Origin of the sequence: Shewanella kaireitica, assembly GCF_023284045.1 — a bacterium.
GTDB lineage: Bacteria > Pseudomonadota > Gammaproteobacteria > Enterobacterales > Shewanellaceae > Shewanella > Shewanella kaireitica.
Window position 1 is genome coordinate 534545 of sequence record NZ_JAKIKQ010000001.1, and the last position, 20828, is coordinate 555372.

A 20828-nucleotide genomic window follows, 5' to 3' on the forward strand; every position below is an offset into this window, starting at 1 on the left:
GCATCAATCTAAAAACGCTAGCTCTAAGTGTGCTTTTTCACCTTTGACTTCGACGGCGACGCGATAGCTGTCAATGGCATCTTTCCACTCAACTGAACCTAGCTCAAGGTTGTACTTACCTGATTCTGATTCTGTTATTGCCATGGTGCAGTCGACATCGGCAATGCAGTTAGAATTGTTAACTTGATGCCAGCCAAGCTTATATTTTACTGATGAACCGCCCTCTTCAGGATAGCCCATAAGAATTAAGTTAAAACCACTGGCTTCAGTAACTAACTTGTCGTCATCCCCAGTCAGTGTTAATGCCACGCTGCCTTTTTCTGCATCGACTGTTGTTAAGTTAACGGTTAAGGTTTCAGTATCATTAATTCCAATTGTTGAAACCGGTGGCTCGACGGGTGGCTCAACGGGTTTGTTGTCGTCATCATCACTACCACAGCCGAGTAAAAGCACGGAGCTTAGACCGATAGCACAATATAATTTAGTGTGTTTCATCGTCATTCCCTCTAGTTTACAAAGTGGCCTGTGTGGCAGGTATCACATGCCATATTGGTTTTCACACTTGGTTGGAATGTTGATTCTGAAGTATGGCAAGTTTGGCATCCCGCAACCGTATCTGAAATTGGGTGTGGATTTTCCGTTTCGCCGTCAAAAGCGTTGTTAAGCATAGTGACTAGCTCATAAACGACAGACGCTGATAGTTGCTTGCAGCGCATACCTTTTTGGCTGAATGACTTACCATTTTCTCTTGCCCAAAGGCTGATTGAAGAGTGACACATAATGCTGTTTGCTGATGTTGGCGTACCCACTTGATCCTTGGTTTCTGCCATATCAGCGCCGATGCCTTCAATAAACTCAGCAGTTTGCAGCGGTAGCTCTGCACTCTCGTAATAGCGCATGGTTGGGTTAAGAATACTATTGGCTGATTCACCATTAATCGAAAGCAAGTTAACTAGCATGCCGGTGGCGTTAATATTACCGCAAACGGTTCCTTCGCCTAGCATACCCGCATAACCGTAATGTGCCATTGCTGTAGGCACTTGAGCAAATTTCTCAGCATCTGGTGAGTTTGATGCCGCTAAGCTTTGAATGATGCTATCAAACACTTGGAACATACAACCGTTACCTGTCTCATAAGCTAGTTTTGCGACAGTCATTGGATCTAACTTAACATAAGCAAGGCGAGTACCCACTTCTAGTTTCCAATCACCGGTGCTGCTTGTTACTGCTGCAATAACAGGGTTGGCTACTAGTGCGCCGCCTGCGGCTACTGAAGAGATACCAATGATACGGTTTATTGCTTGTCTTCTATTTAATGTTTTCATCGTTTCACGTCCCATTTTTTTTATAAGTCACTCAATACTTAGGTTGAGCGTTTTGAATTAGCAGCAGACTATTGATAACTGTTTTAAATAATTGCCAGATATCTTTGCTGCGTTGGCTTGAGGTAAGCATGACAGACGTGAAAAACAGCGGTGAGAGCTAGTTCAAAGTAATTTTTGGGAATTTTACAGAGGTGAAGGTAGATAGCTTTGTTGATGTTTTATTTCTTCATTATGCATTTTTGAGAGATAAAATCTCTTTATGTTGCACTTTGTTGGTTCGTAATGCTAATTACAGGGTTTTATCCTACTTATTATCATCGGTATTTATTGATCTAGATCTAATAAAGAGTTGAATCGTTATATATTTATATTATCGACTTGTAATTCTTTACTGACTTATTTGTGAAGATTTAATAGTCATGCACTAGCCAAGTTTTGTATTAACATTAAGTAGATAAGTGCATTGCTTATTAGTGGTTTATAACATTGACGGGCTCTACATTATTGGCATTAGTTAGAACTAATGCATAGTTGTCAACAAATTATGCAAGCTATTACTAATTTGTGATTAGCTAAAGGTTTGTTGGCTCCTAAATCCAGTAAACTGGCTTTAGACTTCTATATGGATGCGATTGATATGCGGTTAAAAACCTTTGAGTTTGATATTGCTAATAGCCAATTATTCAACACTGAAACTCAAAGCTCATTTCATCTAACTCGTACCGAATGCCAGGTACTTGAACAGCTCGCTAACCACCCTAATCAAGTCATGAGTAAGGGGCAGCTTGCCTGTGCTGGTTCACAAACTGCAGTGATGAGTGAATCTGCAGTTGCTAAGGCGGTTTTTACGCTGCGAAAATACTTTGGTGAACAGCACGAAGACTTGATTGAAACGCTACCGCGTAAAGGATATAGACTCAATATTCAAGTCCCCACTGCAAGTTGGTCAAAGCGCTCAAAAGCCAGAAAAAAGTACCTTGCTTTAACGGTGGCAGGTCTGCTGTTGGCTTGTATTGCTATCGTCACGGCGATGCATCAATACATATTGTTTGAGAGTGTCGATGCACCGACTAAAAATAGCCGTAATATCGTATTAGATAACGGTGAAGAGGTGCTACTGACTTGGCTAGAATCGCCACGTATTAGATTGCGCCAAGAGGTTCCCATTGAAGAGAAAGTCATTTCGGCATTGAATCGTTGCCCACACCTAACGTGGCAGAGTGTAAACCTAGCGTTTTCTAATGATATGCAGGTACTAAATGTATCAATGCTTGGGCAGTCTGCGAGTGGTGAAACATTGATGAGAAACATTAAAACTATTGATTTTAGCTTGAGCCCAGAGTTCATTTCGAAAAGCTGGCTTGAAGAGGTATCTCTCTGTGATTAAGTATTTGAAAGTTGCGCTTAGCGGTGCGTTGCTAGCACTTGTGATTGGTGTCATCGTGCTGCAGCATATTAAGGCCACAGAAGTCGATATTGTACTTTCTTGCCGTAATGAATTAGTGGCAACCAATCCACAAACCCATGAAATTGAACATCATTCACTAATTGCTGATTTTGCGTTGCAAAAGCGATCTGCCAGTATCAGTTATCGTTACTTCACCACTGACGGTATTCCAATTGCGACTCTGCAGTTGAAGGGCGACATATTGAGCGCTAACAAAGATAAAGATACCTATATTCTTAACTTAGTGAGCAGTAAATTAGTACGTCATAACAATGATTTGTCTTTGCCGTTGCATGGAACACATCTAGAAGCATTCGCTAGTCGTAACATCACTAAGGAGGGGGTACATAATCTGACGATTCAGATAGTTAGCCGTGATGAAGCGGAAAATACAGCGCTATTGTACTTTTTACCCAGCACTAATATCTGCGCCTGTAGTTTAGTGACTATGGGTTAAAGTTGCTTTTACTAGCAAAGATATATGGCAGGCAAATCGATCCATCATCAATCTGAACATGGCGTGTATGGCAAACTGCAGAAAATATAGCAACTTTTAGTAGTCAACAACGGCTTAGTCAATAGAGCTGCAACAGACAGTCCCACTTTTGTAAGATCAGCTATAATTTCATCATTGGTTCGCTCTTATATTTCGGCTTGTCGTTCTTCAAGTCAGTTGTAAGATTTACATATCGGTGATGAGCATGACAGAACTTAAAGTGACCCGTGTCGGTAAAGGACTTGGGTTAGAACTCCCGCAAGAGATTGTTGAACAGTTACACCTTGGTGCAGGTGATAATATTAGTTTAGAGCAGATGGGGCATGGTAGTTTTCGACTTCGAAATCAAACTGATACTCAGGCTGAACAGATAGCGCTAATAGAGGGCTATATGCATGAAGAGGATGCTTAGCCTTTGTGTTTTTTACTGCTTATTCTTGGCGTCATTGAAACAAGTCATCACTGACGCAACACCTCTGCCACTCTTAAATCATTAGTACTTATAGACTCCCAACGTTTCAATTATCCTAGTGCGATTTTACTGTTAAAAATCGCTGAAGCTGTCGTTTTTCATTAAATACATCTCATGGTTATTATTGTTTATCGATAACTAGTTATTGACTAGTGTTGAGTACTCAGGTAGGTTTTTAGCTAAATTAGCTAGAGTTAAATAAAGAAGTTGAATGAAAGGCGCTATAAACATAGTGATGTTTTGTATCGGGTTATTGCTACTATCGGCTTGCCAATCTATATCTATCTCCGAGAAACACTTTCTCTACCCTGACGATTCAGTTACTCAAGATCAAATAGACCGTTGGGGGCGACAGCAGCAACTTGAGTTTATAGCCATTAATGCAACTGACGGCACCAAGCTGAAAGGTGCGCTAATTACGCGACCCAATGCTCGTTTTACATTGATCTATTTTGGCGGTAATCAGTTTCGATTGGAATCTCAAGGTGGAGAGTTAGCAAAGATAATGAGCCAGTTTGAGAATAACTTACTGATTATGGACCATCGTGGATATGGCATGAGCCAAGGTTCTCCGAGTATTGGAACATTGCAAACTGATGCCGTTGATATTTATGATTATGTAAAATCTGACCCAAGCTTGGGGGAGCTCCCTGTTATTGTCCACGGACTATCGTTAGGCAGCATGGTTGCAGGCCATTTAGCACATCAACGCCCAATAGATGGCTTAGTATTGGAAGGTTCTACAACGACTGCGCAAGGGTTGGTTGATGCGCAAGTACCTTGGTACGCAGCGCCATTTATAGAGCTGAATATTAGTGATGAATTGGCAGGTATAGATAACCTAGCCAATATCGAAAACTATAGTGACGACTTACTAATAATGGTTGGTGAAAATGATCAAACAACGCCAGTGAGTTTGTCTGAGACTTTATATCAGCATGCAACAACGGCAAGTAAGCAGCTGTTTGTTGTAGAGGGAAAAGGGCACGGTAATGCGATTAAATCAGAAGCTTTTTCCGCGAGATATGAAGCTTTTGTGCGAGGCGTTTTATTAGCCAAAACGAGTGAAGCGTTATGAATAGAATCAAAGCGTTGAGCTTGCTTGTTAAACTTGGGCTCTATTTTACCTTGCTATCTATGTGTTTGAGTTTATTGATAGGGGTTTTTCATCAACAACACCATGTTGTTATCGGTGGGGAAGGTGGTATGAAAGCTTGGTTGGGGCTTGAGGTTTCTGGTAATTGGCAGCCACTGGCTGACCAATTAGCACTTAGTGGCTTCAACGAAGTGCTGATATTGGGCGTAATACAGTTAGCACCACTGCTGGTTATAAACGGTTTGTTGTTGCGACTATTTAGCTTGTATCAACAAGGCAGAGTATTTGATCTAGCCAATATCAATTGTTTTAGATATTTAGGTTGGACGTTAGTTGGCCAGTTTTTGCTAAATATCATCTATCCCCTATTGGTTACGTCGACTATGAACAGCATTTACGCTGATCTGACTCTGACACGATCTATTACCTTTGGCGAAAACGATATTGCAATGTTATTGGTAGGCTTTATCATCATTGTTATTGCTGAAGTGATGCGGCAAGGGCTAATGTTGCAATCAGAGCAAGAGTTAACAATTTAATATGCCAATCATTATTGAACTTGATGTACAGCTAGCAAAGCGTAAGATGAAATCAACTGAACTCGCCGCTGCAATAGGTATTACCCCGCAGAATCTATCGATTCTTAGAGCGGGACGAGCTAAAGCCATTCGCTTTTCGACATTAGAGGCTATTTGCGGTTATTTACAATGCCAGCCCGGAGATATACTGCGTTATCAAGATGAGCTTACCGAACCTTGAGCGAACTTCATCATTAAGCTGCATTGGCAGATCAAGGCTTGTACCCCAAGCCTTTAAATTATTTACTTTAGTGTTGGCTTTTAAAGCTTGGCCTTATTCTAATCATCAATACTTTCTGCAGGGGGCAATACACATAAATTTGCAGCACTATATCGCTGTTCTTAAAAAGTCTGCTAAAACTGAACCGAGTGGTATTAATGTACGCTTTGGTGACTGAACCTTAAATGTTTGGCGCCTTTAATTAGCTTGATGAAGTCACTACGATTTATATGCACTAGACTACTATGATCCCCTGCCTCAAAATAGATCTCTTTAGCTTCAACCAACAAGTCATCATAAACAGCTTCTAAATTAAAAGCGGCGCCCACAGAGGGGATGGCACCACGCTGACAGTCATTAAACATAGGGTAGAGTTCTTGTTCGCTAATTAAACGTAGATCTCGATTTAGCTTATCTCCGAGAGCGCGCAAACTCACTCTATGATTAGCGGGTAATACCGCCATAACCCTGCGCCCCTCGTGATCTTCTAAAATGACTGCCTTGGCAAGTTTTGCGGGGGAGATATGGGCTGCAATTGCGGAGCCAACAGAGCTTGTACTGCGAGCGTGGGGCACAAGATCGTACTTCACGTTATTATCATCTAGATATTGATTCAATCGGCTTGAAATAGTCATAATATTACCTCTATGAACGATATGACTGTAGCTCTAATTATAGTTCAACCGTACTGAATTTTGTGGTTAGTCTGACAGAGTTAAGCTGGGTTTATAAAAACGCAAAGTTTGCCTAATCTAATTATGCTGTAGTTGGCACTTTGTCACTCGGTGAGAAGCTGAAGTGTGTGGCTTAATATTGTTGCTTTTCGGGTTAATTTGGTTTGAAAAAGATTGGTTGCAGGGCTTTTTTGCAGTCCTAATAATAGTTTTCTTGGCTGCGGGTAGACTCGTTAATTCTTTAATCACCTTAATAGGTGTATGCTGGAGACCTCTGTTTATAAAAGTAACTATTCAATGTTAATTTTAACTTCTAAGACTGGATGTAATTGATCTTACCTCGCACCTCTCAAACAGGTGACGATTCCTCCCTTTTTGCATCCATTGCAAATGACATCGCTAGCAAAGGTTACAGTATTAACCCTGTAGCATTACCACATGATTTAGCCTATTTATTAGCATCGCACATTACCACTATGCCCAAGAGTAACTTCAAACGTGCAGGTATTGGTCGTGCAGTGAGCCATAAAATAAATGATTTTGTCCGCACAGATGCCATTAGTTGGATTGGTGATGATACTGAAGCGGGCAAAGCGTGGCTTGATTGGACTACGGCGTTGCAAGTCTTTTTAAATAGACGGCTTTTTTTAGGGTTGTTCTCGTTCGAAAGCCATTTTGCACATTATGGTGAAGGCGACTTTTATAAAAAGCACAAAGACGCCTTTGTCGGCGAGGGTAATCGAATTTTATCGGTAGTGGTGTACCTCAACCAATATTGGTCGAAAGATGATGGTGGTGAGTTGGTGATCTATCAGAATCAACAATCCACCTCTGCAGTTATTAATGACCATACCATTAGTGTGACGCCAGGCTTTGGTACGATTGTGGTATTTTTAAGTGAGGAGTTTCCTCATGAGGTGCTCGCTGCTAAACGGGATCGATTTTCTATTGCTGGTTGGTTTAGGCTTAACAGCAGCATAGCCAATAATATCGATCCACCAAGCTAGTAATTATCTGCTTATCGTGCAGGTGTTAAATACAGCTTTTTAACTTTTAGCTGGAACAACGGCACCGCATCTGAGGCGTTGAGTTAGCCTTTAATTTGCTGAGGGATGACTAACTCTGCGCGAGTAACGCTGTTCAAAGTTAATAGCACTCATTTTAAAGGTACGAACGGCGTCAACCCAGCCGACAATCATAGGCACTAACGTCCAGCTAAACATTAGGTACAGGCTGCCTTTTAAGTAGTGGCCTAGGTAGAACTTATGTAAGCCCAAACCGCCAAACAGAACACTAAACCATATAGCGAGTCGCTGATTTTTAATGCGAATATCAGGGTCGACACCACAGAGAGACTCCAGCCCTTGTGCGGCTTTGCAATGAGGACAAACAGCTAGGTTTAGGTCGATATCTTCGTGGCACTGAGGGCAATTGATATTCTGCATCGCAATCTCCAATTATCAAAAACACATTATGCGTACATGTGTTCGCCGAAATATAGGTGTGCAGCTCACACTATTAAAATAAAGCTCATAGGATTGATGAGTTAAAGAGTGGTTTGCTGAAATTGAGTTTGGGCTATTGAGGTTTCTAGGAGGGCAATGCATATGTCCAGCGCTGTTTGCTTATATCAATTGATATAAGCAAACTTTCTACTCGTCGTCTTTTTGTTTGTTATCGATAATATTCGCTGGCTAAGGGCTATGAAATGATATCTCGATAGAGGTTAGATAATTTACTGGTGATGCTCTTTTAACTTCTGAAACAACACATCTTTTAGGTTGGCGCGCTGTACTTTGAGTTGATGCATATGCTCGTCATCAGTCGGGCTACCGTCAATTTCTAGCTGACGAATTTCATAATCTAATAGGTGATATTGCTTGGATTGTTCTTCAAAGATTGGGTCTTTATGGTTCAAATGAACAATGTCTTGTTTAAATTCTGGGAAATCAAAAATAAGCGCGTGATTTTCATTTAGCATAGTTACTCCTGAAGTGTGAACGATAACCTTGTTACTATTTACACTACAGCATTCTTGATTTTATCAAAGGCTAAATTTAGCTATTTTAGTGATCTTCCTAACAAATTTTATTAGCCTTGTTAATGCCATTAAATGAGGTAGTTATCAAGCTGGCGAAAACCTAATTGAATTCGCCTCATGAAGTGTTTTGGCCATATTATATGGTTAGCTAAACGTGTCCTTTAATTGATTGGCAAAGGCGATAAACTTCTCTTTAATGGTGCGCTTCACCGATACAGATAAACTGCCCAGAATGACTTTACCTTCGATGGTAATGATAGGTGCTTGGCGGTTCGCCATCGACGGCGCACAGTTTTCAATACTACTTACAGCGCAGTAGGTTTTACACACCACATTGACATTCTCAGGAATAAATACCGTTGCACTGCCTAAAATACAGTTAAGTTTTATGGTGATATCTTGGTGCTGAAAAATAGCATCGGTAAAGTCGAGCGTCGTTTCACCCAGTACATTATTAATTTGGATTGTTTTAGGGACTGCCCACTGGCCACTGCGCTCATTGTTGCCGAGCACACAATTAATATTCAGTGTGTCATCTTGCTGCTTGCTCGTGTAATTAGGAGTGAACTGTTGATCTTTCTTACTGCTGTACTCATCGTCTGCAGAAAGCGACAAATCGGCCACTAAGTCGAGCAGCTCTTGATGAGAGTCACTGGCCATCGCATCATCGAGCCGGCGCTCAAACGCTTCCGCGGAGATTATTCCGTGACTGTAATTCACAATCAGCTTATCGATGACTTCTTCTCTAACCTTTTCAATTGGTCGATCTTCTAATGTGACAGGCATCTGCCGCTCCTTTGGCAATTAGTCGCTATTAACAAAAATGAACCACTAATTAAGCATGTTATGTACCAACTTTTTAAAAGTAAATGCTATCAGGGTGTTACTTAAATGTTGGTATTGGTTTGAGTTGATAGACTGTTATAATTTCACTCTTTAGTTAAACATAGCACTAAAAAGTGGTGCTTTTAACCGCAGTACTTGCATTACTGCGGTTGTGAACGCTAAGGGGAAAGGCGGAGTTTGCGACTAATTTGCTTAAGGCGTGCAAATGATTAAAGAGTAAAATCCTGCCAGTAACTGTATAGGCCACTGATATTCGATGAGCACATGAAGGCCATCGCACCTCTGAGCTCTTCATCGCTCCAAAGCCACCATTGCATTTCAAGTAACTGAGATATTTCTGTTGCAGAAAATCGGAAACGAATGTGTTTAGCTGGGTTAGAGCCCACAATTTCGTAAGGTGCAACATCTTTGGTCACCACCGCGCGGCTGGCAATAATAGCGCCATCACCAACATTGACGCCACTCATTATCATGGCTTCACTACCAATCCAAACATCATTACCAATAACGGTATCGCCAGCACGTTCAAAACCATCAATCCCATGGCTAAAGTCTTCATGATCTTGATAGAAAAAGGGAAAGGTACTGATCCAATCGTGTCGATGACCTTGGTTTCCTGCCATCATAAATACCGCACCAGATCCAATTGAGCAGTAGCTACCAATAATGAGCTTATCGATGTCAGTTCTATCCGCCATTAGGTAACGTGCACAATCATCGAAACTGTGATTATGGTAATAGCCGGAGTAATAGCTGTGTTTGCCAACGATAATGTTGGGGTTGGTGACTTGCTCTTGCAGTGGCTTACCCACAAATGGGCTTTCGAAATAGTTGTTCAAGCTAAAAACCTTTAGTTTTAATGCAGGCAATATTTAAGTCAGTATTAGCACTGGCTGACAACACTGGTAATTGTTGGCTCTCCAGAGGTTTGCCAATGGTACTCAAAATAGCAATTAGTTGCTTTTACCTCGGTAGCACTTGGCTCACTTTTATCGAGCACGCTGATAGGAGTAGCCACTACCGAGTAACTGCCACTTTGCACGTAAATACGATAAGCCCAGTCGTTAACATCTAACCCTGCACCTTCAAATATTTCAGGTGGTGATGAATAGTCTGCAGAAAAACCATTGGCGGTAGCGGTGGCTGCCCAAGGTTGGTAATAGCTGCCTTTAACATCGGAGAATTCAACCACGTCTGTAAAGCTACTTCCTGAGGTTAACGTTTTAGCTTTAAAGAGTGAGACTGCTGTTTTTATTGAGCCCAAAGCTCCTTTAATCACAGCTTTATTGGCATCGGTTTTCAAATTGATAAATTTTGGTAATGCAACGACAGACAAGATCCCTAGAATGATAATCACCACCACGAGCTCTATTAGGGTAAAACCAGAATTACGGGAATATGTTCCACTATTTTTTGAGGAGATCATTGTTTGAATGCCTTTTTAACATTTGCCGGTTTATCATTAGTTGCTGTGTGCCTAACTCGCGAGTGTCTGCTGTAAAAGCTACTCATTTTTTGTTGCGATTCGGCTGATGACCTCATGAGCATCTTTTAGGCTAGCGCCTGTCTCTTCACGATATAACCGAATAGCGGTTAACTTTTTACCTAAGGTAATCGCCGTTAACACATCTTTAGATACATGTATGTTTTCATCAAACACAATGCCATTATTCTCTAGTAATGTGTCTATTTTATTTTCTATGATTTTTAATTTGCTATCTGTTTTTTGTATATGGAAAATGCAAAAAACGAGCCCTAAAATAACGATGATTAACAGTGGTTCATCCATGATGTATCGATTCCTTGTCCCTTGAGGATTTTGTTGCAGGGTATTTTAAATTGATCGTTATTAACTCACTTGTTCTGTATAGCACTTTTGCTTTATTTAGGGAAGCGGGCGCCTCTGTTGTGTCGCGATTTGAGAGAGAGCTTCATCAAAAAACAAAGAGCTTTCAGTTAAAAATTTAGATTTGAGCGTTACATCGGAAAGTGGATTGAATTAAAAGGTAGAGACAAAAATACCGATAGTGGGTCATCACTACCGGCATTTAATTTAGGCTGAACTAGCTCTTAAGAATGAGGGCTAGTTAAGGTTAATCTTCGCTTTCCAGCCACTCCAGATCTGAGTTAACCCAAGCAAGTGTCAGTTGCGCTAAGGCGATATAGAAATTGCCAGTGTCGACCTTGGCGACTTTTGCTACAAAAGTTGCTAACCAATTAGCCAGGTTGTCGCGAATAAACTCAAGCTGCTGTTGGTTACTGCAATGCATATTGATATGCGCCACATAAGCCAATATTACCGCTAGGTGATCGGCAGGCTCTGGAAACTCACTCTGTACCTGCAGCTGGCTCTGTTTTAAAAATTGCGTCATCTGCTGGTGTTGCTCACCAAATAGTAAAGGCTCATCACCTTTGGCTACAGGAGTGTCAGTTAAATACAGACTTGCGTAAGGTGAAGCACTGTTCTTAGTACCGACTAGAAATAGGCCGCAATAGTCGGCAGCAAGCTCTAGCAAGGCTTTATCGCTATTGAGTTTGGCAAACTCTGCAACAAGCACGTCAACATCAGCTTTAAAGCTAGCTTCGGCGGCAAGTTGTGACCAAAACGCTTGTGCTTGAGTACTGGTTAATTCATGCAGTGTTTTATGATCAATCTCTTTGGCGAACAAAGATGAAAGCAACTGATAAATAGTACTTCTTGCCTGATTTACTGGGTTAGCTGTTTCTGTGCTCATAGTGCTATCTCAACGGGTCCGCTAAATGAACTGACTCTTGGTACTTTACCTTGATACTTTTCAAATTCAACTAGGCAGGTATAGGCAGAGCATGCTTGCGCCAGTTTTGATGTACCAATATCTTGGGTTAAAGTGTTTGGATCACCGTAGCTACATAGTGCGCCAATTTCTGCGCCACCCTCTTTGCTACCGTCTTCGCCAACGGGACCATACCAAGCGCCTTCGTGAATACGAATAACTCCTTTAGGGAAGTTATTTGATACCACAGCACCCGCTAGCAGCTGGCCACGGTCGTTAAACACTCGCACAACGTCACCTGCTTTAATACCGCGTTTTTTAGCATCATTAGGATTTAAATAAACCGGTTCGCGACCATTAACGGTATAGGTTTCACGGTACTGCTCAGATTCGCACATCTGCGAGTGTAAACGTTTATCAGGGTGACAAGACTGCATCCACACAGGGAATTTGTCAGAACCTGGTCCGCCATGGCTGCGCTCTGATTTTTCCATCCAAGTTGGGTGGCCTGGACAATCATCATATTGGTACTGGGCTATCTTACGACTAAAGATCTCAATCAAGCCTGATGGGGTACCCAATGGGTTGATCTCTGGATCTTCTCTAAAGGCTGCATGACGTGTCCAAGGCTTACCTTCACCAAAGTGTACGTAACCCTGTTTCCAGAACTCATCAAATTCAGGCATCTCAAATTTACCCGCGTTAGCATTCTTACAGTCAGTGTATAGTTTGTTTAGCCATTCACGTTCGGTCATGCCGCGAGTGTACTCTTTCTCTTTACCCATAATACGGGCAAAGCGAGTGAAGATTTCAAAGTCAGACAAGCTTTCATAAAGTGGCTCGACCATCTTCTGCATTGCTAATACACCGCGGTTAGCGTAGCTGCCATAGACATCAATATCGTTGCGCTCGAACGTAGTACATGCAGGCAGTACTATGTCTGAGAAGCGACAAGTTGCCGTCCAGTTCATGTCGATAGTTACCACACATTCAAGTTTCTGAAATGCTTGCTTCATGCGGTTACGATCTTGGTGGTGGTTCCAAGGGTTGTTACCGGAAAACACCATCATTTTAATATCAGGGAAAGTGACTTTACTGCCGTTTGAGTCAATGGTTTTACCAGGCTCAAGTATCGCGTCTATCCACCGTGCAACTGGTATGGTGCTGCTGGTGCCTTTAAAGTCATTGCTATTAAACAGTGGCTTTTGGTCTTCATCCAAGTTACGCGGGAATGCGCCTGGCGCTGCTGCACCAGATGAAGGCACGCCAATGCTCGAATAATGATGACCATAGCTAATACCGCCGCCAGGTAAGCCGATTTGACCTATCATGGTGGCGAGAACTGCCGCCATCCAATAAGGCTGTTCGCCATGCTGCTGACGCTGGATACACCAGCCCATGAGCATTTGGGTGCGGCTCTTTGTCATTACCTTGGCGAGATCTCGAATGATCTCAGCAGAAACTCCTGTGATCTCAGCGGCCCACTCTGGTGTTTTCTCAACGCCATCGGTTTCACCTTGAATATAAGGCAAGAAACGGTCGAAGCCTAAGCTGTAACCTTCAATAAATTTGGTGTCATGAAGGTTCTTTGCCACCATTTCGTGGGCAATACCTAACATTAACGCCACGTCAGTTTGTGGGTTAACGTATAACTGCTCACAGCCTAAGTACTGTTGTGTTTTAGTGACAACAGGATCGATGCTAATTACGCGGATCTCACCTTTTGCCACTTTCTCTTTTAGCTCGGCAAGGTAAGCATAAGACTCATGAGTCTCAGCATTCCAGCCCACTTGCAGGTTCTTATAAGGATCGTTCGACCACAAGATAATCGTCTTAGAGTTCTCAAGAATAAGCGGCCAAGATGTGCCTTGGGCATATACTTCTGTAGAGCCTAAGATGTAAGGCAAAATGGTTTGCCCTGCACCGGTAGAGTAGTCGCCGACCTTCTTAACAAAGTTGCCATGCATGCCAACAGCACGTTGCATATGGCTGGTGCTTGAGTGTAGCTGACCGGTTGCACGCCAGCCGGTTTGGCCGGCATGGAGCCCTGAAGGGCCATATTTAGTTTGCACTTCATCAAGTGAGTCTTTAAATAGTGATAGCGCCTTATCCCAAGTGACGCGTACAAAGCGGAAATCACCACGTTGGCTAGTATCACTTTTATGACCTTTCAGTAAAAAGTCCAAACGAACCATTGGGTAACGCACACGAGACGGGTTGTAGACTAAGCCCTTAACGCCGTTAATCATATCAGTTGGATACTTATCACGGTCAAACGGGATGACCTGATCAATCACGCCATTTTTGCGCTTCATCTTGAATGCGCCAAAGTGTGAACCTGTAGTCAACCATCCATCACTGGCTTTTGCGCCTGAGGCCGCTAAAGCATTTAACGGTGCTAAGACTGATGAGCCGCTAAGTACAACATATGAGGTGCCGACTAAGCCTTTTAGAAAATCTCTTCTGTTCATAATCTGCAGTCCTATTAGTGAGCCGACTTATTGAAAGTTGATGAATGCTCTTGCAAGTATTTCTGTACTAACGCTTGAGTATCTTGATCCATGTTGACGAAGGCGATCATGCCTTGGAACATTCCTGGCCAAGTGTTGGCGTCAAAGTGCGCTTCATCTGGCTGGGTGTGACACACACTGCAGCTGTCACTATAGGTGCTGCGAGCATAGTTCCAAAGTGGCTGTAGGTCGCTAAGTAAGTAGTCTGTATCTGTCCAGATAACGGCTTCGACACGCTGCCATTTTAGGCCTGTCATTGGATCTTCTTTCTCTTCGAAAGTCTGAATGACGCCCTCTTCGAGTGCTGCATCCTTGGTCAGTTGTGCTGAGAGAATGTTTAAACCGAAGTCGTAGTAGATCACGCGACCTGCACCGATTTTTTTTCTCCAGCCATCGATACCGATTTTGGCGCGGTTACCCTTGAGCTCTAATACTTTCACTTTAGTGGCGATGTTCAAAGTGCCGGCTTCAACGTCTGTTTTCTCATTAAAGTAAACAGGCTTGGTCAGTGCGGTAAAGTAGCTTTGGTCAACCTCTAAGCCGTTAACGCCAGAGCCTACTTCTGCAATGAGTTCTGGCGCACGAGCGGTGCCCATATCTGGTAGCTTATGGGCGATGCCTTTGTGACAATCAATACAGCTTTGATCGAGTTCTGCGGCGCGCTTCATCTGTTTTTGTGCGAGCTTAGACATGCTGTCCCACTTCATTGAGTCGTAGTTATGGCAGTTTTTACAGGCTAGCGAGTTATCGCGGTCGAATCGCTTCCACTCTCGGCTGGCCATCTCTAGGCGTTTATCTTCGAATTTCTCGGGGGTATTGACGGTCTGTAATAACCAACCCCACACATCGTGAGAGGCTTCAATTTTACGACCAATTTTACGGCTCCACTCATGAGGAACGTGACAGTCAGGGCAGGTTGCTCTTACACCAGAGTGATTTGACCAATGCACTGTTTCTTGTAGCTCTTTATACGGCATGCTTTCCATGCTGTGACAGCTAATGCAAAACGCTTCAGTGTTAGTTGCTTCAAGTGCGGTGTTAAAGCCACCCCAAAAGATAACGCCCATTAGAAACGCTGACACGCTAACGGTGCCGAGTGTAAGGTATTGTGCTGGTTTGGTTAGTGTGCGCCAGATGTTAAGTAACCATCTCATAATCGCATCCTCGTAATAAGTTTATAAAGTGAAATAGGGGATTAGTGAGCGACAACGCCGCCAAACGCTTGGATCATCCAAATGACGAAGCCATAGCTACTCACAAAGGCGATGCTAAGTGCAGGGAATAATATAAAGATGATGAAACTCAATGCTTTAAGCTCATCTTTCTTGCTACTCGTATTCAGTTTATTCGGATTTTGATTTGTCATGACCGTTCAGCTCCAGCTCAATCCTTTCTTTGATGAGGTCATTATAGGGAGATGATGTGAACAGCAATGGGGCTTGCAATGAACGGTTTGAGACAAGTTATGAAGAAATATGAATAGAATTAGGTAAGGGTAATTAAGTGAGTTGTAATTTTTAAAATCAGTGACTTGTATTGATTTAGGCTGGAGGGTGGGCGTAATAACTTGCAGGGGTTATATCAGCCGCCCATAAGCGCTGCAAACAGCGGCTGATACTAAAAGTAGGATTATTTTGTCATAACATGGTAGCAGATAAATCCAATCCAACTTAGGGTCAATAAGCCCCAAGGCAGATAAGGACTGGCGGCGCGGTCTTCAATATTTTCTTCAATATGCTCAGACTCTGCAGCTCTCGCCTTAGCGCGAACCTGCTGTTTCTTTTGCTTATCGCGTACCCGAGCTTTGCCTTTTTGTTGTTTCTTGTATTCGGCAATACCCTTTTCAATGCCTTGAGCAATCAGCTTAGTTTGCTCTTTTGTTTGCCCTGGTTTCTGGGTCGATTTTGCCACTTTCATTGCTTCGTTCTTGGTTTCGTCTGAGATCTGCTGTGCCATATTTTATGAATGCTTAGCTAAGAATAGGCTCACTATAACATGAGCCGATTTATCATTTAGTGACTTATTTTCTCCGCGAGAATAAATCCTGTTTAACTTTTGTTTTCAGTCAGAAACTCAAACAGACCTGTTTGCATATTTACATTCCAAAAACGTCCTGCCAACGTCAGTGTTAATGCGTTGCTGCTAAGCTGCGCAAGTCCATTGCTTTGCCATGCTTCAAAAAGCGGCTGTAACTGTTCTACCAGGTGAGTTTCAAGTTGGTTAAACTGCAATTTGCCACTATCTAAACCGCGCTTAAAAATAGCGTCGAGTTTCGCAGATGGGTTAGGCGTAAACATCATTCCTGGTACATTATGAGGCGTAGATAACGATGCGTCATTGCCGATAGTGCAGGGCTGTTGTTGGGCTTGATGCCAGTCGGTTAAACCGCGAGCGTTCATCATCGAATACCCATGAATACTGCCGCCTGCTCCTGCACCAAAGGGAAGGATCTCAATGCCACTCTTAGCAAGCGAGTTATAAACGCTGCGCTCGCGAGCATCTCGACGCCAATGGCAACTGGATAAGCGTTGCCATTGCTTTGACTCTAAATACTCTGCGCCATAGGCATACATCTGCGCCCGGGTTTGGCTGTCGGCTTGAAACTCGCTGCTGGCAGTACCAAGGATCTTACCTTTGTCATTGGCGCGATCTATGCGGGTACCACCTAACCCTATTAATTGATACAAGTCGACGCCGTGGACGCCGCTGTCGATAACTGCTTGTAGATCTTGCTGCCAAATAGGCAGGGTTTGTCCCGGTAGGCCAAAAATAAGGTCAACTACGATGCTGGCGCTGTCATGTTGGCTTAACGTGGATAACCGTTGTAGCAACTGCGCTTTTTCATCAAATCGCCCAGCTGCACGCCTAACCTCGGTATCGAAACTTTGCACACCGAATGAAAAGCGATTAAAGCCAACATCTAATGCGCTATGCCATTTGTCGTCATCAAAGCCATTGAGACGACCTTCGAGCGTCACCTCTGCATTATCAAGCAGTGGAAAGCGATGTATTGCCTCGCCTAACATTGCTATTTCAGAGGCTGTTATATCTGTCGGGGTACCACCACCGACGTAAACGGTGTCGAAGCCTTGGCTTTGCGCAAATGGGCTGCTAGCAGCCACAGTTAGTTGCTGGCACAACTGCTGCACGTAATCGCTAATCCGTTGAGGGTTTGCGCCATTTTCGAAGAAGTTACAAAAACTACATCGCTTTCGGCAAAAAGGGATGTGGATATAAAGCGCTCTTTGCTGTGCCTGAGTAGGCTGTTGCCACCATTGCTGCCAAAGCTCTGGGGTGATATTAAGTGGGCGACTGCCGCTGCGACCAGCGTGCGGTGCGCTCTTGACTTTAAAGGCGTGTTGTAAGGGATCTGGACTCGCGAGGCCTGTCATTGTTGGCGTTAAGATCATTATCAGTCTCAATCACAAAATAATATGGTAATGATAATCATTATCCTTTGCGGTGTAGGTGAAGTAGATCAAGTTAGCCGTTATTTGCATTGTAAATATTGCCTGATAACGGGCTATGAATGGGGTCGGTCATTCCATCCTTGGAATGAATACAGTTCAAAGCGATGTATTAAAACAATAGCGGTGTTTGCTTCCCCGGCTCCATCACTACAATGGGGTCGTACTTCCAAACTTGTCTTATGGTTTCCGGCGTTAAGGCCGCTGCAGGAGCACCATCACTGACGATTTTTCCTTGCTCTAAAACGATCAGCCTGTCGGCGTAGCGTGAAGCTTGGTTCAGGTCGTGTAGCACCACGACTACCGCGTAGTTGTTTTCATGCGCAAGCGACCGTGCCAGTTTTAACACTCTATGCTGCTGTGCAAGATCCAATGCTGAGGTCGGTTCATCTAAAAACAGGATTGCCGGTTTATCCGATTGAGCGAGCTGGGTTAATACTCGGGCTAGCTGCACTCGCTGCTTTTCACCTCCTGAGAGAGTGGGGTAACTGCGGTGCTTTAATGCCGTTAGATCTAACCTATCGAGCTGTAAATCAATTAACTGCTCGCCTTGTCGTTGAGATAGGGTTAAGGGATACAGGCCCATTTCAACCACTTGCTCTACCTTAAACGGAAAGGTCAATGAGGCGTGTTGTGGCAAGACAGCAAGAGATTTTGCCAGTTGGCTGCGATCCCATTTTTTCAGCTCTTGACCGTGTACTTTAACCTGTCCGGTTTCCGCTGCAACCTCTTGGCATAAGCTTTTAAGCAAGGTTGATTTTCCGGCGCCATTTGGCCCTAGAAGTGCGGTCACTTCACCAGCTTGGATAGTCAAGTTGATATCGGTTAGAACTGGCTTATGACCGATGCGCACTGAAAGGTGGTTAACTTCTATCACTGAGGACTGCGATTGCGACTGTGATGTTTGCTTCATAGTTATACCAACTTACTGCGTTGTTTAAGCAATAGAACGATAAAGAAAGGCGCGCCTAAAAGCGCAGTGACTAAACCAACGGGGAGCTCTGAGGGGGCAACAATAGCCCGTGCCCCTATATCTGCTAGCGCCAACAGTGCAGCGCCGAGCATTGCACTTAGTGGTAGAAGCTGTTTATGGTCGGGCCCTACCAACATACGCACTAAGTGCGGTACCACTAAGCCGATAAAGCCAATAATACCGGTAGCAGCAACGGATATCCCAACGCCTATAGCGCATAGCACAATCAGCTTGAGTTTCAGTTTATCAACATCTAATCCTAAGTGACGCGCTTCAGCTTCACCAAGCAATAGAGCGTTTAGCGCCTTTGCGCTGCGGTTAAACTGCCAACTGACAAGTGCAAGCGCAATGAGTGTGAGTACGACATAATGCCACTGCGCTCCCGCAATCGATCCAAGCTGCCATAGAGTGAGATCTCGTAAAGCCATGTCGTCAGCCATATAGGTCAATAACCCGATTCCGGCGCCAGCAAGAGCGGCAACGGCAACACCCGATAGCAGCAGTAACACGACAGAAGTACCAGTTGGACTGCTAGCAAGGCGGTAGACCACTAATGTGGTGACTAAACCTGCCAAGAAGGCACTGACTGCAACGGCATATTCACCACCTTGGGGAAATAGTACGATACAAATAGCGGCGCCGAGCGCAGCGCCAGAGGAAACACCAATAATCCCGGGATCTGCCAGAGGATTTCGAAACAGCCCCTGCATGACGGCGCCACATTGCGCCAGCACTGCTCCCACAGCTAAAGCAAGTAAGGTGCGTGGCAAACGGACATTATCTATAACGAGTTGTTCATGGGGGGCAACGCTTCCAATCTCAAAATGCGTTGCCCAATTTATGACGGCACTGAAGCTAGCACTGGGGCTAATCTGCAGTGGACCTATGCTGACAGACATCAGGCATGTTACGACCAAAGCGGTCAGTAAACAGGGCCAAAGCCAACGAGTATTTTCCATTTATCTATCCCAGTTTTGCTGATTTAGTAACGCTTAACGCTGATGAAATCACTGGCTAACTTATCAGCTGCAGCAATAGCACTAATCCCGAGTCCACCGAGTAAAGCTTGCGGATTAAGATTTTGGATCTGCTTATTCTTACCCGCTGGCGTGTGGGCTAGCAATGGCATACTTTTTAGTAGCGATTCCACAGGGTTCTCGGTTGCTTTATCAGAGCGATTTGAGATTAAGATAACGTCAGGGTTGAGCGCAAGGATGCCCTCTTGTGAGACACTTTTATAGCCTGAGAAGCCAGCGATATTTTTACCACCGGCTAAGTTAATAATAATGTCAGCGGCAGTTTCATCACCACCGACTCGCGCTGGTCTGTCAGCTTGTAGCAACAAAAATAGTACTTTTGGTGCATCACCTTTACTCGCTATCTGCTGTTTTTTAGTTTCTATATCTTTAAATGATTGCTGTAAATCAGATTTAAGCTGTTTGGCTTGCGGTTCCCTTTGTAATAACGTACCCATTGCATCAATATTGCTAAATAGTTGAGCTTGGGTGTTGGCACTGGGGAGCTGTACTACATTAATTTTAGCGGCTGACAGCACATCCAATGTGGCTTTGGGACCCATGGCATCAGTGCCCATGACTACGCTTGGATTAAGCGCCAAAATACCTTCTGCCGATAGCATGCGGTGATAACCAAGTTTGGCAATATTCTGAGATTCATCTGGCAGTTGGCTGGTAGAGTCAACGGCAACCAGTTCATCGCCAGCATCTAAAGCAAATACCAGCTCTGTCATTCCCGCGCCAGCACTAACAACCCGAGGAGCTGCGTGGTCATGTTCCCCTTGGTGGGCAATCGCGCTGCTACACAAAAGTGTAGATAAACCAAAGCCCATAGCCATGCGGCGAGTCATAGGGAGGAAAGCATTAAAGTTAAGCATGAAAAACTCCAAAAAATTAAACTTATTCATAAAAGC

Annotated in this window: 25 protein-coding genes; 7 read left to right on the plus strand and 18 right to left on the minus strand. The window is 43.7% G+C overall.

Annotation, left to right across the window (positions count from 1 at the left end; all coding sequences use genetic code 11):
- Nucleotides 1–3 precede the first annotated feature (3 nt).
- Together L2730_RS02265 and L2730_RS02270 are read right to left on the minus strand one after the other, a co-directional pair.
- Nucleotides 4–495: a hypothetical protein gene (locus tag L2730_RS02265; RefSeq protein ID WP_248973104.1), complete on the minus strand. Its 492-nt coding sequence runs from the start codon at nt 493–495 to the stop codon at nt 4–6.
- 11 nt (nt 496–506) lie between these two features.
- A complete protein-coding gene (locus tag L2730_RS02270; protein ID WP_248973105.1) occupies nt 507–1325 on the minus strand; it encodes a cytochrome c3 family protein in 819 nt (272 codons plus the stop codon).
- 637 nt (nt 1326–1962) lie between these two features.
- On the opposite strand from L2730_RS02270, the gene L2730_RS02275 reads away from it, so the two are divergent.
- The 6 genes from L2730_RS02275 to L2730_RS02300 all read left to right on the plus strand — a co-directional run bounded on the left by L2730_RS02275 (nt 1963) and on the right by L2730_RS02300 (nt 5595).
- Complete coding sequence (locus L2730_RS02275; protein WP_248973106.1) at nt 1963–2712, plus strand: winged helix-turn-helix domain-containing protein; 750 nt, start codon at nt 1963–1965, stop codon at nt 2710–2712.
- A complete protein-coding gene (locus tag L2730_RS02280; RefSeq protein ID WP_248973107.1) occupies nt 2705–3229 on the plus strand; it encodes a hypothetical protein in 525 nt (174 codons plus the stop codon). The genes L2730_RS02275 and L2730_RS02280 overlap by 8 nt, the downstream gene beginning before the upstream one ends.
- 244 nt (nt 3230–3473) lie before the next feature.
- On the plus strand, nt 3474–3680 hold the full coding sequence (locus L2730_RS02285) for an AbrB/MazE/SpoVT family DNA-binding domain-containing protein (protein WP_248973108.1): 207 nt from the start codon (nt 3474–3476) through the stop codon (nt 3678–3680).
- 271 nt (nt 3681–3951) lie between these two features.
- Nucleotides 3952–4818, plus strand: coding sequence for an alpha/beta hydrolase (locus L2730_RS02290; RefSeq protein WP_248973109.1), 867 nt, complete (start codon nt 3952–3954; stop codon nt 4816–4818).
- The gene (locus tag L2730_RS02295; RefSeq protein WP_248973110.1) at nt 4815–5375 is read left to right on the plus strand and encodes a DUF2975 domain-containing protein; all 561 of its coding nucleotides are present in this window, start codon (nt 4815–4817) and stop codon (nt 5373–5375) included. The genes L2730_RS02290 and L2730_RS02295 overlap by 4 nt, the downstream gene beginning before the upstream one ends.
- 1 nt (nt 5376) lies before the next feature.
- Entirely contained in the window at nt 5377–5595 is a 219-nt protein-coding gene (locus L2730_RS02300; RefSeq protein ID WP_248973111.1) for a helix-turn-helix domain-containing protein, read from the plus strand.
- Nucleotides 5596–5789: 194 nt separating this feature from the next.
- Here L2730_RS02300 and L2730_RS02305 read toward each other — a convergent pair whose 3' ends face one another.
- Nucleotides 5790–6269, minus strand: a complete 480-nt coding sequence (locus L2730_RS02305; RefSeq protein WP_248973112.1) for an aminoacyl-tRNA deacylase — start codon at nt 6267–6269, stop codon at nt 5790–5792.
- A gap of 368 nt (nt 6270–6637) precedes the next feature.
- On the opposite strand from L2730_RS02305, the gene L2730_RS02310 reads away from it, so the two are divergent.
- On the plus strand, nt 6638–7315 hold the full coding sequence (locus L2730_RS02310) for a 2OG-Fe(II) oxygenase (protein WP_248973113.1): 678 nt from the start codon (nt 6638–6640) through the stop codon (nt 7313–7315).
- Nucleotides 7316–7405: 90 nt separating this feature from the next.
- Here the strand turns inward: L2730_RS02310 and L2730_RS02315 are convergent, their stop codons facing one another.
- The 15 genes from L2730_RS02315 to L2730_RS02385 form a co-directional block, all read right to left on the minus strand.
- Entirely contained in the window at nt 7406–7753 is a 348-nt protein-coding gene (locus L2730_RS02315; RefSeq protein ID WP_248973114.1) for a TM2 domain-containing protein, read from the minus strand.
- Nucleotides 7754–8043: 290 nt separating this feature from the next.
- A complete protein-coding gene (locus L2730_RS02320) occupies nt 8044–8289 on the minus strand; it encodes an HP1242/YdcH family protein (RefSeq protein ID WP_248973115.1) in 246 nt (81 codons plus the stop codon).
- A gap of 204 nt (nt 8290–8493) precedes the next feature.
- Nucleotides 8494–9135, minus strand: coding sequence for a DUF1707 SHOCT-like domain-containing protein (locus L2730_RS02325; protein ID WP_248973116.1), 642 nt, complete (start codon nt 9133–9135; stop codon nt 8494–8496).
- 269 nt (nt 9136–9404) lie between these two features.
- Complete coding sequence (catB, locus tag L2730_RS02330; protein WP_248973117.1) at nt 9405–10034, minus strand: type B chloramphenicol O-acetyltransferase; 630 nt, start codon at nt 10032–10034, stop codon at nt 9405–9407.
- A gap of 44 nt (nt 10035–10078) precedes the next feature.
- Nucleotides 10079–10621, minus strand: a complete 543-nt coding sequence (locus tag L2730_RS02335; RefSeq protein WP_248973118.1) for a type II secretion system protein — start codon at nt 10619–10621, stop codon at nt 10079–10081.
- Nucleotides 10622–10699: 78 nt separating this feature from the next.
- Nucleotides 10700–10984: a hypothetical protein gene (locus L2730_RS02340; RefSeq protein WP_248973119.1), complete on the minus strand. Its 285-nt coding sequence runs from the start codon at nt 10982–10984 to the stop codon at nt 10700–10702.
- A 304-nt stretch (nt 10985–11288) separates the two neighbouring features.
- Complete coding sequence (gene torD / locus L2730_RS02345; RefSeq protein ID WP_248973120.1) at nt 11289–11930, minus strand: molecular chaperone TorD; 642 nt, start codon at nt 11928–11930, stop codon at nt 11289–11291.
- Nucleotides 11927–14419: a trimethylamine-N-oxide reductase TorA gene (gene torA, locus L2730_RS02350; RefSeq protein ID WP_248973121.1), complete on the minus strand. Its 2493-nt coding sequence runs from the start codon at nt 14417–14419 to the stop codon at nt 11927–11929. Before torA ends, torD begins: the two co-directional genes overlap by 4 nt.
- A 14-nt stretch (nt 14420–14433) precedes the next feature.
- On the minus strand, nt 14434–15612 hold the full coding sequence (gene torC, locus L2730_RS02355) for a pentaheme c-type cytochrome TorC (RefSeq protein WP_248973122.1): 1179 nt from the start codon (nt 15610–15612) through the stop codon (nt 14434–14436).
- A gap of 41 nt (nt 15613–15653) precedes the next feature.
- On the minus strand, nt 15654–15824 hold the full coding sequence (gene torE, locus L2730_RS02360; RefSeq protein ID WP_248973123.1) for a trimethylamine N-oxide reductase system protein TorE: 171 nt from the start codon (nt 15822–15824) through the stop codon (nt 15654–15656).
- 263 nt (nt 15825–16087) lie between these two features.
- Nucleotides 16088–16414, minus strand: coding sequence for a DUF2956 domain-containing protein (locus L2730_RS02365; RefSeq protein WP_248973124.1), 327 nt, complete (start codon nt 16412–16414; stop codon nt 16088–16090).
- Between the two features lie 92 nt (nt 16415–16506).
- A complete protein-coding gene (gene hutW / locus L2730_RS02370; RefSeq protein WP_248973125.1) occupies nt 16507–17868 on the minus strand; it encodes a heme anaerobic degradation radical SAM methyltransferase ChuW/HutW in 1362 nt (453 codons plus the stop codon).
- A gap of 169 nt (nt 17869–18037) precedes the next feature.
- The gene (locus tag L2730_RS02375) at nt 18038–18838 is read right to left on the minus strand and encodes a heme ABC transporter ATP-binding protein (RefSeq protein ID WP_248973126.1); all 801 of its coding nucleotides are present in this window, start codon (nt 18836–18838) and stop codon (nt 18038–18040) included.
- Nucleotides 18839–18840: 2 nt separating this feature from the next.
- Nucleotides 18841–19857 carry a FecCD family ABC transporter permease gene (locus L2730_RS02380; RefSeq protein WP_248973127.1) on the minus strand — a complete coding sequence of 339 codons (1017 nt, stop codon included), beginning with the start codon at nt 19855–19857 and terminating at the stop codon, nt 18841–18843.
- A 23-nt stretch (nt 19858–19880) separates the two neighbouring features.
- Nucleotides 19881–20792: a heme/hemin ABC transporter substrate-binding protein gene (locus tag L2730_RS02385; RefSeq protein WP_248973128.1), complete on the minus strand. Its 912-nt coding sequence runs from the start codon at nt 20790–20792 to the stop codon at nt 19881–19883.
- Nucleotides 20793–20828: the final 36 nt, after the last annotated feature.

Coding starts and splice junctions, on each gene's coding strand:
- L2730_RS02265 (WP_248973104.1), bottom strand. CDS start 495: ATGAAACACACTAAATTATATTGTGCTATCGGTCTAAGCTCCGTGCTT.
- L2730_RS02270 (WP_248973105.1), bottom strand. CDS start 1,325: ATGAAAACATTAAATAGAAGACAAGCAATAAACCGTATCATTGGTATC.
- L2730_RS02275 (WP_248973106.1), top strand. CDS start 1,963: ATGCGGTTAAAAACCTTTGAGTTTGATATTGCTAATAGCCAATTATTC.
- L2730_RS02285 (WP_248973108.1), top strand. CDS start 3,474: ATGACAGAACTTAAAGTGACCCGTGTCGGTAAAGGACTTGGGTTAGAA.
- L2730_RS02290 (WP_248973109.1), top strand. CDS start 3,952: ATGAAAGGCGCTATAAACATAGTGATGTTTTGTATCGGGTTATTGCTA.
- L2730_RS02295 (WP_248973110.1), top strand. CDS start 4,815: ATGAATAGAATCAAAGCGTTGAGCTTGCTTGTTAAACTTGGGCTCTAT.
- L2730_RS02300 (WP_248973111.1), top strand. CDS start 5,377: ATGCCAATCATTATTGAACTTGATGTACAGCTAGCAAAGCGTAAGATG.
- L2730_RS02305 (WP_248973112.1), bottom strand. CDS start 6,269: ATGACTATTTCAAGCCGATTGAATCAATATCTAGATGATAATAACGTG.
- L2730_RS02315 (WP_248973114.1), bottom strand. CDS start 7,753: ATGCAGAATATCAATTGCCCTCAGTGCCACGAAGATATCGACCTAAAC.
- L2730_RS02320 (WP_248973115.1), bottom strand. CDS start 8,289: ATGCTAAATGAAAATCACGCGCTTATTTTTGATTTCCCAGAATTTAAA.
- L2730_RS02325 (WP_248973116.1), bottom strand. CDS start 9,135: ATGCCTGTCACATTAGAAGATCGACCAATTGAAAAGGTTAGAGAAGAA.
- L2730_RS02335 (WP_248973118.1), bottom strand. CDS start 10,621: ATGATCTCCTCAAAAAATAGTGGAACATATTCCCGTAATTCTGGTTTT.
- L2730_RS02340 (WP_248973119.1), bottom strand. CDS start 10,984: ATGGATGAACCACTGTTAATCATCGTTATTTTAGGGCTCGTTTTTTGC.
- torD (WP_248973120.1), bottom strand. CDS start 11,930: ATGAGCACAGAAACAGCTAACCCAGTAAATCAGGCAAGAAGTACTATT.
- torA (WP_248973121.1), bottom strand. CDS start 14,419: ATGAACAGAAGAGATTTTCTAAAAGGCTTAGTCGGCACCTCATATGTT.
- torC (WP_248973122.1), bottom strand. CDS start 15,612: ATGAGATGGTTACTTAACATCTGGCGCACACTAACCAAACCAGCACAA.
- torE (WP_248973123.1), bottom strand. CDS start 15,824: ATGACAAATCAAAATCCGAATAAACTGAATACGAGTAGCAAGAAAGAT.
- L2730_RS02365 (WP_248973124.1), bottom strand. CDS start 16,414: ATGGCACAGCAGATCTCAGACGAAACCAAGAACGAAGCAATGAAAGTG.
- hutW (WP_248973125.1), bottom strand. CDS start 17,868: ATGATCTTAACGCCAACAATGACAGGCCTCGCGAGTCCAGATCCCTTA.
- L2730_RS02375 (WP_248973126.1), bottom strand. CDS start 18,838: ATGAAGCAAACATCACAGTCGCAATCGCAGTCCTCAGTGATAGAAGTT.
- L2730_RS02380 (WP_248973127.1), bottom strand. CDS start 19,857: ATGGAAAATACTCGTTGGCTTTGGCCCTGTTTACTGACCGCTTTGGTC.
- L2730_RS02385 (WP_248973128.1), bottom strand. CDS start 20,792: ATGCTTAACTTTAATGCTTTCCTCCCTATGACTCGCCGCATGGCTATG.